At 62.0% G+C, this 15,482-nt stretch carries 16 protein-coding genes; 14 read left to right on the plus strand and 2 right to left on the minus strand.

All coding sequences use genetic code 11. The features are described from left to right. Positions 1–820 precede the first annotated feature (820 nt). Positions 821–1,042 carry a hypothetical protein gene (locus tag RBH77_RS04960; protein ID WP_311031027.1) on the plus strand — a complete coding sequence of 74 codons (222 nt, stop codon included), beginning with the start codon at positions 821–823 and terminating at the stop codon, positions 1,040–1,042. Between the two features lie 350 nt (positions 1,043–1,392). On the opposite strand, the gene RBH77_RS04965 is transcribed toward RBH77_RS04960, so the two are convergent. Together RBH77_RS04965 and RBH77_RS04970 are read right to left on the minus strand one after the other, a co-directional pair. Next, a complete protein-coding gene (locus RBH77_RS04965) occupies positions 1,393–1,659 on the minus strand; it encodes a hypothetical protein (RefSeq protein WP_311031028.1) in 267 nt (88 codons plus the stop codon). Between the two features lie 1,263 nt (positions 1,660–2,922). After that, entirely contained in the window at positions 2,923–3,126 is a 204-nt protein-coding gene (locus RBH77_RS04970) for a CsbD family protein (RefSeq protein ID WP_311031029.1), read from the minus strand. Positions 3,127–3,268: 142 nt separating this feature from the next. On the opposite strand from RBH77_RS04970, the gene RBH77_RS04975 reads away from it, so the two are divergent. From RBH77_RS04975 to RBH77_RS05035, 13 genes are all read left to right on the plus strand, one after another. Further along, entirely contained in the window at positions 3,269–3,448 is a 180-nt protein-coding gene (locus tag RBH77_RS04975) for a hypothetical protein (RefSeq protein ID WP_311031030.1), read from the plus strand. Positions 3,449–3,661: 213 nt separating this feature from the next. Continuing rightward, on the plus strand, positions 3,662–4,318 hold the full coding sequence (locus RBH77_RS04980) for a cytochrome c3 family protein (RefSeq protein ID WP_311031031.1): 657 nt from the start codon (positions 3,662–3,664) through the stop codon (positions 4,316–4,318). After that, complete coding sequence (locus tag RBH77_RS04985) at positions 4,302–7,268, plus strand: TAT-variant-translocated molybdopterin oxidoreductase (RefSeq protein ID WP_311031032.1); 2,967 nt, start codon at positions 4,302–4,304, stop codon at positions 7,266–7,268. Before RBH77_RS04980 ends, RBH77_RS04985 begins: the two co-directional genes overlap by 17 nt. Next, positions 7,261–8,634 carry an NrfD/PsrC family molybdoenzyme membrane anchor subunit gene (gene nrfD, locus RBH77_RS04990; RefSeq protein WP_311031033.1) on the plus strand — a complete coding sequence of 458 codons (1,374 nt, stop codon included), beginning with the start codon at positions 7,261–7,263 and terminating at the stop codon, positions 8,632–8,634. The genes RBH77_RS04985 and nrfD overlap by 8 nt, the downstream gene beginning before the upstream one ends. Beyond that, positions 8,631–9,158 (plus strand): DUF3341 domain-containing protein, encoded by a 528-nt coding sequence (locus tag RBH77_RS04995; protein WP_311031034.1) that lies wholly within the window; start codon positions 8,631–8,633, stop codon positions 9,156–9,158. The genes nrfD and RBH77_RS04995 overlap by 4 nt, the downstream gene beginning before the upstream one ends. After that, on the plus strand, positions 9,155–9,697 hold the full coding sequence (locus tag RBH77_RS05000) for a c-type cytochrome (protein WP_311031035.1): 543 nt from the start codon (positions 9,155–9,157) through the stop codon (positions 9,695–9,697). The genes RBH77_RS04995 and RBH77_RS05000 overlap by 4 nt, the downstream gene beginning before the upstream one ends. Beyond that, a complete protein-coding gene (locus RBH77_RS05005; RefSeq protein ID WP_311031036.1) occupies positions 9,694–10,815 on the plus strand; it encodes a hypothetical protein in 1,122 nt (373 codons plus the stop codon). Before RBH77_RS05000 ends, RBH77_RS05005 begins: the two co-directional genes overlap by 4 nt. Continuing rightward, positions 10,808–11,254, plus strand: a complete 447-nt coding sequence (locus RBH77_RS05010; RefSeq protein ID WP_311031037.1) for a hypothetical protein — start codon at positions 10,808–10,810, stop codon at positions 11,252–11,254. The genes RBH77_RS05005 and RBH77_RS05010 overlap by 8 nt, the downstream gene beginning before the upstream one ends. Next, positions 11,251–12,006, plus strand: a complete 756-nt coding sequence (locus tag RBH77_RS05015; protein WP_311031038.1) for an SCO family protein — start codon at positions 11,251–11,253, stop codon at positions 12,004–12,006. Before RBH77_RS05010 ends, RBH77_RS05015 begins: the two co-directional genes overlap by 4 nt. Further along, a complete protein-coding gene (gene coxB, locus RBH77_RS05020) occupies positions 12,003–12,947 on the plus strand; it encodes a cytochrome c oxidase subunit II (protein ID WP_311031039.1) in 945 nt (314 codons plus the stop codon). The genes RBH77_RS05015 and coxB overlap by 4 nt, the downstream gene beginning before the upstream one ends. Further along, complete coding sequence (gene ctaD / locus RBH77_RS05025) at positions 12,944–14,590, plus strand: cytochrome c oxidase subunit I (protein ID WP_311031040.1); 1,647 nt, start codon at positions 12,944–12,946, stop codon at positions 14,588–14,590. The genes coxB and ctaD overlap by 4 nt, the downstream gene beginning before the upstream one ends. Beyond that, positions 14,587–15,225, plus strand: a complete 639-nt coding sequence (locus RBH77_RS05030) for a cytochrome c oxidase subunit 3 (protein ID WP_311031041.1) — start codon at positions 14,587–14,589, stop codon at positions 15,223–15,225. Before ctaD ends, RBH77_RS05030 begins: the two co-directional genes overlap by 4 nt. Beyond that, positions 15,222–15,479 (plus strand): cytochrome C oxidase subunit IV family protein, encoded by a 258-nt coding sequence (locus RBH77_RS05035; protein ID WP_311031042.1) that lies wholly within the window; start codon positions 15,222–15,224, stop codon positions 15,477–15,479. The genes RBH77_RS05030 and RBH77_RS05035 overlap by 4 nt, the downstream gene beginning before the upstream one ends. Positions 15,480–15,482: the final 3 nt, after the last annotated feature.

Below are 15,482 nucleotides of genomic sequence, written 5' to 3' on the forward strand. Positions count from 1 at the left end.
GGACGGCCGGGCCATCCTCGCGGCGACCCTTGTTGTCGTGGTACCACTCCTTGGTTCCACCCGCCCGCCGCGATGCTCGCGAGGCGAAGTCCCACTTCCGAACGGATAACGGATCCAGCGTAGTTTTGTCTATCGTGGCCTCGCTCGCACGAACATCGCGTTGAGATACATTTTCGATGGCGGTTGCTCGAGCTGGTTTCTCTCGCTGCCGTCTGATGTTCCGGGTTTTCCGGGGCTCGGTTCAGGTCCTCGATGATTTCGCAGTGGCTGCAGCGCAGGCTTCGGCCTGGCGGGAGACCACTTGCATGCCGCTCTAGGTGATTGAACGGCAAGCTCCGACGATGAAAGCTCCGCTCGGAACGGGAAAACCGGAATCCCACAGAGGCGCCAGCCCAGCGCCAATTCGGTTAGCTGGGCCGAGCTCTGCGTTTAAGTCGTTCGGCGCTACCATCGGGCCGCTTAATAGCGGCGACTTAGCGCTTGTCCGGAACTCGCCAACCTCCTTCTCGGTCAGATGTTCAATCCCGATGAAGCTGTTTTCGCCGCCACTCGTTCCGATGCTGATCATATGCCGCCAGATTCCAGAGAAGCGAAAAAGCGGTCCGCCCGACGCAAACGACGACGACCAGGCAGCAGGAGAGGAAGCTCAAGGACATTCCCACGGCCTGAGCGATGGGCGTCATTGGCAAGATTTTCGACCCGCCACTGCAGCCACCACCTCTTGGTCTGAAATTCTTTACTTGCCTGCTCCCCTGACCCATGCGTTAATGCTTTCGTGCAATTGGGGTAGGCGGCGTCTAGCTCACATCGGAGGCGAGCAATGCCATTTCGAACGATGGCGGAAGGCGGCATACTGGCATCCGACGATCTGGATTTCCTGCAAGAAGTTTACGAGGCGGCTGTCGAAGGCTCCGCGATCGTCGACGACACGACCATGCATGAGATCATCAGCACGCTCATCGCGAACTACAGGGCTGGCGAGGAAGATCGCGAAGAACTGATCGCCATCGCTTCCAAGGCGTTGCGACGCGCCGTCGGGTGATCCCGGTTCAGGTGAACCTCGCTGCTTTCCGCGCTCCATGGTGACGCTCGACAATCCTTTATTGGCCTGTCCCTCCCCGCTGAGAGGATAGGATAGCTTTGGTATTTCGGTCTACCCCCGGCAACGCTGAGGACGCAGAGGCCCATCCGTAGCACGGCTCACCTGCCGACGCGTTTCGCGTGAGCGAACAAAAAGGGGACGAACACCGGCGCGGCGTATGCGTTTCCGCTTTGTTAAGACGACGAAAAACTCCGCATAATCGGGAACACAGGGCGCGCCGCTCTGGCCGAAACTGATCGGAGCGACATTCACAGAAGGCAAGCGAGCGGGACCAGATAAGCCCAATGCGTCTATATGGTTGAAGGGTTTGCCACCGGCAGTCCTTCGATCATTGCGACAACGAAGTCGTATGTCGCTGTGTCCTCAAGCAGCGCCATGTCGATGCGCCCATGTTTTACCGAGTCTAAGAGTTCGGTCTTGAATTTCGAAGCCGCCTCCGAACCTTCGGCCTCGGCTATGTGTTCAAGAGCGTGACCTAAGCAAAGAGACTGCGCATTCAGGACGATGTTGATCAGTTCCAGCCTGATACCGCTTGGAATCTCAGGTCTTTCTAGCATCTTGTTTCCTCGCGGTTTCGACGGGCCATGGAAGTTAATCCGCCGCCAGATCGTTGGTTCCACTAAGATGGGCCACAGTTCCGGATGCGCAGCACGATCGCGAACGCTCCAGATCGGCTTTGAAATTTTCTCGGATTGGAAAAGGGGGCTTATTCGACGATTGCCCCATGTCCCGCCGACCCGAGTTTTGCCTCACGCGTCGCCGAAGGCTGGCAGGAAGAATCTTGTCGGCGTGACGATTACCGCGCAGACGATTGAGCACTGGACGTCGGGGAACTATCGGGTTCCGAGCAAGTTTACTGAGTGCTGTCGATCAATGTGGAAATGCGGCTTGAGATCACCGCGAATTTCTTGCCGGATGACTCAGGAATGAGTGGAAAACGAACTTGATGTCCCAAAATCGACGATCTTGGGTACGCACCGGGTACAGCCCGGCTGACCTGACATCGTCTTTTTTACTAAGTTCCTCCCTGGCGGCGATGTTCACATTCGGGCAGGGGGCCTTTCAGCGGGATAGCGGCCAGCTAGCGTTTCACTCTGTATGACAGGCGCCCTGGGTTCGATAAGCGCGGCCTTGATCGCCATGGGCGGGGTTGTCCTTCTTACTGCTTGGCTTCCTTTGCTTTTGCGGTCGCTGCCGCTGTCGTTGCCGATCATCGCGGTAGCCATTGGATACTTCACGGTACCGGAATCTTGGTCGAAAGCGGCTTTCGCGGTTTTTGGACAGCGCCATGTCTTCGAGCACCTGATCGAGCTAGTGATCCTGGTTGCCTTGATGGGAGCCGGCCTCAGGACCAAGCGCCCGCTTTCCTGGCACGGGTGGAATGCCCCGTGGCGGCTGCTCGGTATCGCGATGCCTCTTACCATCGCCGCCATCGCTATATCCTGCAGGGTCCTTTTGGACGTTCCCTGGTCGGTCGCCTTGTTAATAGGAGCCGCCCTGGCGCCCACGGATGGCGCGTCACCACGAAACAATGAGAGCCGGCCCGGGCCGGCGCAACGTTCAGAATGCGCCATCATAAGCAGCACAACGTCACGGCTAGAGATATAATCACTGGAAGCGATATCCCGCGGTCGATTGGCGTGGTCATCGCCTACGCCTGGCGGTTCCCGGCAGCACACGCATCGCCGGCGCCTATCTGCTGGTCCGGATGCTGACGGTCGTTGTCGCGGAATGGCCGGGAGGCGGCCTCTCTGCCGCCTCCTTTTCTAAAAGAACAAAGGTCACGCCCGCTGATTTAACAGGCAAGGGGCAGGTTTAGTTCACCATGCCTGGCGGTCATACCAGTCATCAATGTCCGACCGGACGCGGTCCTTTTCGATACCGTACCGTTCCTGGATCTTGCCTTCCAATTGATCCCGCCGCCCCGCGATCTCGTCGAGATCATCGTCGGTGAGTTTTCCCCATTGCTCTTTGACTTTGCCTTTCAGTTGCTTCCAATTTCCTTCAACGCGGTTCCAGTCCATAGTCGTTTCTCCTACGGGCGGGGATCGCCCTGTTTAGGGAACGTTCCATCGACAATTTGGTTCGCAAGAGGAACCATCTCCCTGCCCGCCCATTGCATCAGCGGAACCAGCCGAAAGCGAGCGAGCTTCCGAAGGAGAAGGCGTGAAAAAGAAAATCCCAGCGGTGAAGGCCCGGCAAGGCCGATGGGGCGCGCAGATTTTTATCATTCTGGTTTGTGCGCTCATCTTGGCGGGAATCGTCTGGATCGGCGTTGAGATCTATGGCGAACATCTCGCCAACGAACCGGCGGCGGTGCATCTCCAACAAAATAAATCACAATGAAGCTCGCCGGCTTTCCAAGCCTTACAAACCACATAATGACGGACCCGGTGTAGCGGCGCAGGGGGTCGGCGCACTCTTGGATCGCAGGCGATCCAGCAAACATTCCAGACATGCGATCGATCTGACTGGGAACCTTCCGGGCCTTCCCGCCGTTAGGACGAGGTAACGATCCGTTGCATCACGTCACGATTGCATTCAGCGAGCCGGGTGGGGATGCCGCAAGTCTTTCCCAGAAGCGCCAACGGCGTTTCACGCTTCGTCCTTTGGGCGGCGGGTCTTCTGCTGCTCGCGGGTGTGGTGGTGGCGGTGGCCGTCCCAAGATCGGCGTTCGACAACGGCATCGGCCAGCCGATCGCCCAGCCCGTCCCGTTCAGCCACAAGCATCACGTCGGCCAACTCGGCATTGATTGCCGCTATTGCCATAATGGCGTCGAAACCTCGTCCTCCGCCGGCCTGCCGGCAACGGAAGTCTGCATGACCTGCCATTCGCAATTGTTTACCAACGCCGCGATGCTGGCGCCGGTGCGCGACAGCCTGGCATCGGGAGAACCGCTCCACTGGAAGCGCGTGAATTCGGTGCCGGACTTCGTCTATTTCAACCACGCCATCCACGTGAACAAGGGCATTGGTTGCGAGACCTGCCACGGCGACGTCGACGACATGCCACTGACGGAACGCGCGCATTCGCTGACGATGGGCTGGTGCCTGAACTGCCACCGTGACCCGGAACCCAACCTGCGGCCGCCCGGGGATGTGTTCAAGATGCACTGGAAGTCGCCGAAGGATATCGAGCAAATCCGGCGTTCCCTCATCAGCATTCTCGACATCCACCCCGAAAACATGACGGATTGCTATGTCTGCCATCGCTGACAGAGAGGTACATGCGCGCGCGCTTTCTGGCTCCTCCGACCAGACGGAGAACCCGGAATTCTGGCGCAGTCTGGAGGACTTGGCCGACGGCCGGGATATCCGCTCCTTCGTCGCCACCGAATTTCCGGCGCTCGCCGAGCGCTTGCCGGCCCGCCTCGACCGGCGCACGCTTCTCAAGCTTTTCGGCGCTACCCTTTCCATGGCCGGGCTGACGGCGTGCAGCGAAGCCAAGGAGATCGTACCCTATGTGCGCCAGCCCGAGAACGTCATCCCGGGCAAGCCGCGCTACTATGCGACAACGCTGACGAGCGAAGGCTATGGCATCGGTGCCATCGTCGAAAGCCACGAGGGCAGGCCGACCAAGGTCGAAGGCAACCCGGATCATCCCGCTTCGCTCGGCGCCACCGACGCAGTCATGCAGGCCGCCGCGCTGGAGCTCTTTGATCCGGAGCGCTCGCGGACGCCGCTCCGGGACGGCGATCCGGCAAGCTACGATGATTTCCTCAAGGAAATGTCCGATCTGGGCCGCGACCTCGCGGCTTCGGCCGGAGCGAGTGCCGCGCTTCTGATCGAGGCTTCCACCTCGCCTACCTTGAAGGCTGAGCTCGATGGGCTGCGCCGGCTTTATCCGAAGCTGCGCATCTACGGCCATGACCCTCTGGCGACAACGGGGCCGGCGGCTGCTTCGCAGGCGCTTTTCGGGCGCGGCCTGTCGCCTGTCTACCGCCTTGAAAGGGCCGATGTGATCGTCAGCCTTGACGCCGATTTCCTGGGCCAAGGGCCGGGCCGGCTCGCTTACGGGAAGGCGTTTGCCGATCGCCGCAGGGTGCGTGGCGCCGACGACGGCATGAGCCGGCTCTATGCGATCGAATCCACTCCGACCATCACCGGCGCGGCCGCCGATCACCGCAAGGCGGTGAAGCCGAGCGCCGTCGAGGCGGTTGCGGCGGCGCTTCATACGGCGATTTCCGGCGGCACGCGGGAACGGGCGCCGATCGAAGCGAACTGGCTGGCCACCATGGCGGACGACCTCAAGAAAGCCGGCCCTCGCGCCCTGATCGTTCCTGGACCGCAGCAGGCCCCCTTCGTGAACGCGGCAGCATTTTCCATGAACCGGAAGCTTGGCAGCCTCGGCGTTACAGTCGAGTTCATCGAAGATCCCGACCAAATACGTCTTGACGGCACTCTTGCGGAGTTCTTTGCGGACATCAGCCGGGGAACGATCGACATCGCCTTCGTACTCGGCAGCAATCCGGTTGGGACCGCGCCCGGCGACCTCAAGGCCCGTGAAATCCTGCCGAAGCTGAAGCGCCTCGTGCACTGGGGCCTCTACCGCGACGAGACGGCGAAGTTCGCCCACTGGCATGTGCCTGCCGCCCACGATCTCGAAAGCTGGAGCGATATCCGCGCCTTTGATGGAGCGGCCTCGATCATCCAGCCGCTTATTCTCCCGTTGTTCCAAGGACGGACAGTCCACGAAATCCTGGCGGCGCTTGCCGGCGAGTTCGACAAGGATGCGCTTGCGCTGGTCCGCCGGACATGGACCGGGAGCCTTGATGATGCGGCATGGCGCAAGACGTTGCGCGACGGCGTTGTGGCGGAGAGCGCGGCTGCACCTGTCGCGGCGGACGTTCCGGACGACCTCGGCGGCCTTAAGCCGTCCGGCCCACGCAAGGGCATCGAAATCCGCTTTATCGCCGATCCATTCCTGCGTGACGGCCGCCATGCCAATGCGCCGTGGCTGCAGGAACTGCCGCGTCCGCTCACCAAGATCGTCTGGGGCAACGCGCTGCTCGTCTCGCCGGCGATGGCGGAACGTCTCGGCATCGAGAACAATCAGGTAGTCGATCTGGCCCGGCACGGGACAGAGATCGAAGCGTCGGCTTGGATCATGCCCGGACAGCCCGATGGGAGCGTCAGCATTTCCCTTGGTCATGGGCGCAAGATCGGCTCCGTAGCTACGCTTGGGGAGGGCTACGACGCCTATCCTCTTCGGACTTCCGATGCGCCGTGGATGGCCGACGGCGCTACCGTTGCGAAACGCGACCGCAAGAAACGGGTTATCACCACGCAACACCATCAGCGGATGGAAGGGCGCGCCATCGTGCGCCACGCCACGCTGGAAGGTTTCCGCGCCGACCCGCATTTCGTCCGCAAGGGCGTTCCGCCCACGCCGACCGAGTCGCTCTATCCGGACTGGCCCTATGACGACGAAGCCTGGGGCATGGCGATCGACCAGTCCGCTTGCATCGGCTGCATGGCCTGCGTGGCCGCCTGCCAGGCGGAGAACAATATCCCAACCGTTGGCCCCGACGAAAGCGAGTGCGGCCACGAGATGCATTGGCTGCGGGTCGACCGCTATTATTCCGGATCGGCCGACGATCCGGATCTTTTCTTCCAGCCAGTCCCCTGCATGCATTGCGAAAAGGCGCCCTGCGAGATCGTCTGCCCCGTCAACGCCACCGTGCATACGCATGACGGGCTGAACGCGCAGGTCTACAACCGCTGCATCGGCACGCGCTACTGCTCGCAGAACTGCCCGTACAAGGTGCGTCACTTCAACTTCTTCGCCTATAACGAGTTCGACAAGGAAACGGCCGGGCCGGAACAGGCCGTGCGCAATCCCGACGTCAGCGTGCGCTCGCGCGGCGTCATGGAAAAATGCACCTATTGCGTCCAGCGCATCTCCGAAAAGCGCATCCATGCGCAGATCGAAAACCGCGCCATCGAGGACGGCGAGGTGGTCACGGCATGCCAGCAGGTCTGTCCGACCAAAGCGATCGTGTTCGGCGACATCAAGCGCAAGGATGGAAAGGTCGCGCGCGAGAAGAGCGCGCCGCAGAACTACGCGTTGCTGGAAGAACTGAATACGCGGCCGCGCACCACTTATCTCGGCAAGATCACCAATCCGAACGCCGCACTCGCCAAAGGGAAGCGCGGCGATGGCTGACGCGCTTGCCGCTTCCAACTCGAGGGAACGGCCGCCCGTTCTGCGAGGGCGCCACGATTTCCCTGAGATTAGCGGGCGTATTGGTTCGATCGTCCTGCAGGGACGCCTGCCGCGTTACTTCTGGGCCGCCTTCTTCCTGTGCTTCCTCGGCGTGCTCTTGATGCTGTTCTCGGTCACGTGGCTGGTTAGCGTCGGCGTCGGTGCGCTCGGAATCAACGTACCGGTCGTGTGGGGCACGATGATCTCCAATTTCGTCTGGTGGATCGGCATCGGGCATGCTGGCACGCTGATCTCGGCGGTATTGTTGTTGTTGCGTCAGCCCTGGCGCGCCTCAATCAACCGCTTCGCGGAGGCGATGACGCTGTTCGCGGTCGCGATGGCGGGGCTATTCCCGATCCTGCATCTCGGCCGGCCGTGGTTCTTCTATTGGCTGCTGCCTCTGCCGAACACGCATATGCACTGGCCACAATGGCGCAGCCCGCTCGTCTGGGACTTCGCCGCCATCGCCACTTACGCGACCGTCTCGCTACTGTTCTGGTACATGGGCCTGCTGCCCGACCTCGCTGTTCTGCGCGACAAGGCGAAAACGCGCGGCAAGCAGGTCTTCTACGGCGTCCTGGCGCTCGGCTGGCGCGGATCGGCGCATCACTGGGCGCGCTACCGGGTCGTCTACTACCTGATGGCGGCGCTCGCCACGCCGCTGGTCGTATCCGTCCATTCCATCGTCTCGCTCGACTTCACCTTCGCCATCACGCCCGGCTACCATTCGACGATCTTTCCACCCTATTTCGTCGCCGGCGCGCTCCTTTCCGGCTTCGCGATGGTGCTCACTATCGCTATCCCGCTGCGCTGGGCCTTCTCCGTCGAGGATTTGATCACACTCAGGCACATGGACAACGCCGCCAAGCTGATGCTCGCGGCCGGCATGATCGTCGTCTACGGCTATCTCTCGGAGGCCTTCTTCGCCTGGTATTCCGGCGAAGCCTGGGAACGCACCATGATGGTCAAACGCGCTGTCGGGCCTTACGCACCGATCTTCTGGATCATGCTCTTCTGCAATTGCGCGGTGCTGCAGCTTCTATGGTTCCGGCGGGTCCGGCTCTGGATGCCCGCGCTCTTCATCATTGCGCTGGTCATCAACACCGGCATGTGGATAGAGCGCTATATCATCGTCGTGAGCGGGCCGAGCCGTGGTTTCCTTCCCTCGGCCTGGGGCGAGCAACCGATGCTGTGGCTCGATTTCGGCATCTTCTTCGGCTCCCTCGGCACCTTCTTCGCGCTGGTCTTCCTTTTCATCCGACTCCTACCGGCAATCACCATCTTCGAGGTCGAGGAACTGGCCGAGGAGATGGAGAAGACGCCATGAGCTTCTACGGCCTCATGGCGGTCTTCGCCGAGCCCGAAGCGTTACTCGACGCCGCGACGAAGATGCGCGAACGCGGCTATCGTCGCATGGACGCCTTTTCGCCCTTCGAGGTCGAGGGGCTGGAGGAGGCGCTCGCCATCCCGAAGACGCGCCTGCCATGGGTGGTGCTGGCAGGCGGCATCGCCGGGGCCGTTCTCGTCTACGCGCTGATCCTTTATTCGGTCGAGATCGACTATCCGATCAATGTCGGCGGGCGGCCGCTTCATTCATGGCCGCCTTTCGTCGTCATCGCCTTCGAGGCAGGCATCCTCGGCGCCGCCCTTGCCGGCTTCTTCGGGCTGCTCGCCGCTAACGGCTTCCCCGAATATTACCATCCGGTCTTCAACGCCCGTAGCTTCACCTATGCGCGGGGCGGCAAGTTCTACCTGCTGGTCGAGGCCGCCGATCCGAAATTCCGCAAAGGCGTCACAAAGGGGCAGTTGACGCGGCTTGGCGCCGAGAGCGTCGAGGAGGTGGAGGCATGAGACCCGTGCACCTCCTTGCGTTCGCGCTCATGCTCGCGGCTGCCGGCTGCAAGCAGGACATGGCCGACATGCCGCGCTACGACCCGCTGGCGAAGAGTGACCAGTTCGCCAATGGCGCCTCGGCGCGACAGCCTGTTGCGGGCACAGTGGCGCGCGATGACGATCTTTCACCCGTTCCGGACAAGATGCCTTATCCGGTGACGATGAAACTCCTGAAGCGGGGGCAGGAGCGCTTCAATATCTTCTGCTCTCCCTGTCACGGCCGCACCGGCGATGGCGACGGGACGGTGGTGCAGCGCGGCTTTCCGGCACCGCCGACCTACCATCAGGACGCGTTGCGTAAGGCATCCGACCGCCATTTCTATGATGTCATCACCAATGGCTACGGCGCGATGTATTCCTATGCCGCGCGCGTGCCGCCGGCTGACCGCTGGGCGATCGTCGCCTATATCCGGACCCTCCAGTATTCGAGATACGCGCCTGTCGCCGCGCTGCCGGAGGAACTCCGTGCAAAACTGGATGGGGAGGCGATGCAATGAAGGAGCTCCTCACCGACCGCCGAATCGCCGCGCCGCTCATCATTGGCGCGGCCGGCCTTCTTGGATGCCTTGTCGGCCTCTTCCTGAATGCGCCGGCCGTCTTTGCCGGCTGGCTGACAATGGTGCTGTTTCTGCTCGGCCTGCCGCTCGGTGCCATGACGATACTGATGGTGCACGGACTCACTGGCGGCCGCTGGGGCGACGCCGCTCAGGCGCCGCTCAGGGCGCTCGTGGCGATGCTGCCGCTCGGGCTCGTTTTCCTGCTGCCAGTGCTGCTACGGCTCGATCTCGTCTTCCCCTGGGCGGGCGCCGATCCGTCGGCGCTCCCGGAGACCGTTCGGCTCAAGCTCGCCTACCTGAACGTGCCGTTCTTCCTTCTGCGCTTTGTCATCTGCGCCTGCGCATGGCTGGTGCTGGCCTGGCTCGTGCTGGACTGGACGGCGCCGGGGAACCGCAATGGACACGGCAAAGGGCATGCCGCCGGCCTCGTCGCGCACGGGATCGCCGTCACGATCTTCTCCATCGACTGGATGCTTTCCCTCGATCCGACCTTCACCTCCACCATCTACGGGATGCTGGAAGCCTCGGCGCAGGCGGTTGGAGCCTATGCGCTCGCCATCATCGTCCTTGCCGCGACCAAGGCGATCGAGGTGATGCCGGGCGGCAAGGAGCGGGTCTCTCTAGGCGAAGACGTCGCCAATATGCTTTTCAGTTTCGTACTGATGTGGACCTACATGGCCTACATGCAGTGGCTGATCGTCTGGGGCGGCGATCTTCCAGACGAAATCCATTGGTACATCCGGCGCAGCGATCATGGCTGGCAATACGTGATCTGGCTGCTCGTCCTGCTGCAATTCGTCGTCCCCTTTTGCGGCTTCCTCATGCGCAGCGTAAAACGCAGCCATGTCGGGATCCTGTGGCTCGGAGGGCTGGTGCTGGCGGGGCATTTCGTGGACGTTTTCTGGCGCATCAGGCCGGCGCTTTCCGGCGATGCCGCGATCTGGCCCGACCTTGCGGCGCTGGCAGGCGTGGGCGGGCTGTGGCTAGGCCTTTTCCTCGTCCTTCTCGACCGGCCCGAATGGATCGCCTTCCGGCAGCGGAGGCACGCCCATGGCTGAGAACCGCCTGCCTGAAACGAGGGACGTCTGGCCGAGGACGCTGCTCTTTTTCGGCGGCGGCCTGCTTGTCTTTCTGGCGCTCTCCGTCATTGTGTTGGGGCTTGTCTTCAACGTCGTGCCGCATTGGCCGCAACCCGGCCGTTCGGCGGAAGGCAGCAAGGCAAGCCCCGCTTTGCAGACGAGGGCTGAAGCCGATCTGGCGACATTCCGTCGGTCGCAGGACAAGGCGCTGGCGACGCTCGGCTGGGTCGATCGGAAAGCCGCGATAGCGCGCATCCCGATCGACGACGCCATGAAGATCGTTGCGGCGAAGGGACTGCCAAACTGGTCGGAGCCATCTTCCGCTGAAGGCGAATGCGGGCTGCTGAAAGGGCAGGTGCCGCGCGCGCCCCAGTCTGCGTCCTGCGCCAACGGAAATGGGGGAGGGCAATCGCCATGAGAGCGGTGTTTCTCCTCGTCGCATTTCTGTTCGCCGCCACGCCGGCCAGCGCGATAGATCGTCCGACCTTCAATCCGACGATCGGCGCCAGGCTCGATCTCACCCGGGTGCTGCGGGAGGCGTCGGGTGTCGAAGCGCCGCTGTCTTCCATCCTTGGCGGGCGCCCGGCGCTCGTCGTTTTCGGCTACGACAAATGTCCGAACCTGTGTGGAGTGACGCAGCGTGCGGTCGCTTCGGAGTTGAGGAAAACGGGTCTCGACCCCGAAGCTTATCGGGCACTCTTCATCTCGATCGACAAGACTGAGACGAGGGACGACGCAGCCGAAGCGCGGGCGGGCGTCGCCGAGGTCACCGACGCCAAGGGTCTTTCGGCGTGGCGTTTTCTCACCAGCGGCAAGGGAGATGGCGCCGTGCTTGCGGCGGAAGCCGGCATCGACTTTCGGGCAAGACCGCGCATAGACCAGTTCGTTCACCCGATAGCCGTTCTCGCCCTGACGCCTCAGGGCCGCATCGCGCAAGTGTTGCCGGCCCTGCAATTCGAAGCGCGCGATCTTCGGCTTGCTCTCGTACAGGCGTCGGCCGGGAAGCTTGGCAGCTTGGGCGATCACATTTTCCTCCTCTGCGCCGGGTTCGATGCAAGCAAAGGGCAGTACACGCCGACGATAAAGGTCGTGCTGCGGATCGGGGGCATCGTCACGATGGCCCTTCTGCTCGGCGCAATCGGGGCGATGACGTGGCGGAGGCGCGCATGAGCTCCGGCATTCCCTTCGCGCCCGTCGAAGCGTCCTCGGCCGCCGGTTCGGTCGATATGCTGTTCTACGCGCTGCTGGCCTTTTCCTTTCTCCTCGGGCTTTTCCTCGCCGGCCTCGTCATCGGCTACGCCGTCAAATATCGCGTTGGGTCCGGCGCCAACCGTACGGGTAAGCGTTCGCGCAATCTCGCGCTCGAAGCGACCTGGACGCTCGCCAGCCTGGCGATCGCCTTTCTCTTCTTCGGCTGGGGCGCGGAACTTTTCGTGAAGCGCGACCAGCCGCCGGCCGACGCGCTTCAGATCTCCGGGCTCGGCAAGCAATGGATGTGGGAGTTCAGGCATCCGGGCGGCCAGCGCGAGATCGACGCGCTGCATGTGCCTGCGGGCAAGCCCGTCGTCGTCTCGCTCGCTTCGCAGGATGTCATTCATTCCTTTTTCGTGCCGGCCTTCCGGGTAAAGCAGGATGCCGTCCCGGGACGCACAACGCATGTCTGGTTCACCGCGACCAAGCCCGGCCGTTACCACCTGTTCTGCGCCGAATTTTGCGGCACGCAGCATTCCGAGATGGGCGGGTGGGTGACGGTGATGCCCCCGGAGCAATACGCGACGTGGCTGAAGGGGCAGGGCGGGGGAGAAACCCTTGCCGCCGGCGGCGAGAAGCTGTTCCGTTCCCTCGGCTGCTCCGGCTGCCACGGCAATTCGAGCAAGGTGAGGGCTCCCGATCTGGCGAACGTCTATGGCCGTCCCGTCGCGCTCGAAGGAAAGCAGACGGTGATCGCAGACGAGCGCTATCTCCGCGACTCCATCCTCAATCCCGGCAAGGAGGTCGCCGCCGGCTACGAGCCCGTCATGCCGAGCTTCGATGGGCTGATCGACGAAGGCGGATTGCAGATGCTGATCGCCTACCTCAAATCCCTCTCGCCCGCGGAGGTAAACCGATGAGCGCCGACGTCATCCCCGCCGCCGAAACGTATCTGGATGAGGGAGCCGGTCCGCGATCGTGGTTTCTCACCACGGATCATAAGCGCGTCGCCTGGCTCTACCTCTTCTCGCTGACGTTCTTCTTCTTCCTGGGCGGCTCTTTCGCGGTGCTGATCCGCATCGAGCTTGCGACGCCGGCCGGAGACCTCGTTTCCGATGACACCTACAACAGGCTTTTTTCACTGCACGGCATCATCATGGTCTGGTTTTTTCTGGTACCGTCCATTCCGACCACGTTGGGCAATTTCCTGCTGCCGCTAATGATCGGCGCCCGCGATCTCGCCTTTCCGCGGTTGAACCTAGCGAGCTGGTACGTCTTTATCTTCGGCAGCCTGTTCGCGCTGGCTTCCGTGGTGCTCGGCGGCGTCGATACGGGCTGGACCTTCTACACTCCGCTTTCCACGATGTTCGCTAACGGATATGTCTCGACGGCCGCCATGGGCGTCTTCATCGTCGGCTTTTCCTCGATCATGACCGGCATCAACTTCATCGTCACCGTGCACACGCTACGCGCGCCGGGACTGACATGGTTCCGTCTGCCTATCTTCGTCTGGACGCTCTATGCGACATCGCTGGTGATGGTGCTCGCCACTCCGGTGCTCGCCGCCTCGCTGATCCTGATCGTGCTGGAACGGGTTTTCGGCATCGGCATTTTCGATCCCGCGCTCGGCGGCGATCCGCTGCTTTTCCAGAACCTCTTCTGGTTCTATTCGCATCCGGCCGTCTACATCATGATCCTGCCGGGCATGGGGGTCGTGTCGGAAGTAATCCCCTGCTTCAGCCGCCGGCCGCTCTTCGGCTATACGGCCGTGGCGCTATCCTCGATGGCGATCGCCGTGTTCGGCTTTCTGGTCTGGGGACATCACATGTTCGTGTCAGGCCAGTCCACCTATTCCGGGGTCATCTTTTCCTTCCTGTCCTTCTGCGTGGCCATCCCGTCGGCGATCAAGGTATTCAACTGGACGTTGACGCTGCGCAAGGGCGAGATCAGTTTCGAGGCGCCGATGCTCTATGCCCTGAGCTTTCTCGGCCTCTTCACTTTCGGCGGCCTGGCCGGCTTGTTCCTGGCCTCGCTGGCCGTCGATGTCCACGTCACCGACACTTATTTTGTCATCGCGCATTTCCATTACATCATGGTCGGTGGCATGGTGATGGCCTTCATGGGCGGCATCCATTTCTGGTGGCCGAAGATGACGGGGCGGCTTTATCCCGAGAATTGGGGGCGGATCGCGGCTATTACCGCCTTCCTCGGCTTCAACCTGACCTTCTTCCCGCAATATATATTGGGTTTTCTGGGCATGCCGCGCCGCTACCATACCTATCCGCCGGAATTCCAGTTCTGGAACGACCTGTCCTCGGCGGGCGCGGTCGTGCTGGCGATCGGCTATCTGATGCCGCTTTTCTATCTTGGCTGGTCGCTGTTCCGCGGCGAGCGCGCGCCTGCCAACCCGTGGGGGGCTACGGGGCTGGAGTGGACCACCGCATCACCGCCGCCGCCGCATAATTTCGATGAAATGCCCGTCGTGACGCGTCCGGCCTATGATTATCCCATGAAGGGGCTGGAGCATGAGCGTTTCAGCCGGCATCGGAGGGAAGGCGCATGACCGACGCCACAGAAAGCGTCGCCTTTCGCTCTCCTCAACGGGAGCGATCCGCCGATTCCATTGGCGTGTGGGTGTTCATCGGCTCCGAGGCGATGCTTTTCGGCGCTGTGCTTCTGGTGTTCTTCGTCGCCCGCCTTCATTTCAGCACTGCCTTTGCCGCCGCATCCAAACATCTTTCCCTGACGCTCGGCACCATCAATACGGCCGTGCTGATCACGTCTAGCTTCTTTATGGCGCTGGCGCATTTCTATTGCTCCTCGCGCCGGTGGCGCGCGACCGTGTGGTCGCTGTCGGCGACGGCGCTGCTCGGACTCATGTTCCTCGTGATCAAGGGCAGCGAATATGCGATGGAGTTTCACGAAGGCATTGCCCCCGTGCTAGGCGCGCCCTTCACGTTCGATGGTCCCGATCCCGCCCACGCCCAACTGTTCTTCGCGCTCTATTTCGCCATGACAGGACTGCACGCACTGCATCTGATCTGCGGCATGGCCGTTATCGTTGGCATGCTTCTGTTGTGGCGGCGTACGCCGGAGCAGAACCGCATGCGCCGTGTGCCGGCGATCGGTCTCTATTGGCACTTAGTCGACATCGTCTGGGTCTTCCTGTTTCCCGCACTCTATCTGATCAACCGATGACAGAACTGAGAAAACTCGCGCTAGCCTATTTCGGCCTTCTTCTCCTGCTGACGCTGACGGTCGGCTCCTCACGGATCGACCTTGGCGGCTTCAACGTGGCGATCAATCTCGTGATTGCGGCCGGGAAGGCGGCCGTCATCACGCTGTTGTTCATGCATCTGCTGACGGGTTCGATGCTGACGCGTCTGGCTGTCGCCGCCGCAGGGCTTTGGCTCGTCATCCTGTTCGGCCTGACCCTCGTCGGGCAATCGTGATCG

Origin of the sequence: Mesorhizobium koreense (assembly GCF_031656215.1) — a bacterium.
GTDB lineage: Bacteria > Pseudomonadota > Alphaproteobacteria > Rhizobiales > Rhizobiaceae > Mesorhizobium_L > Mesorhizobium_L koreense.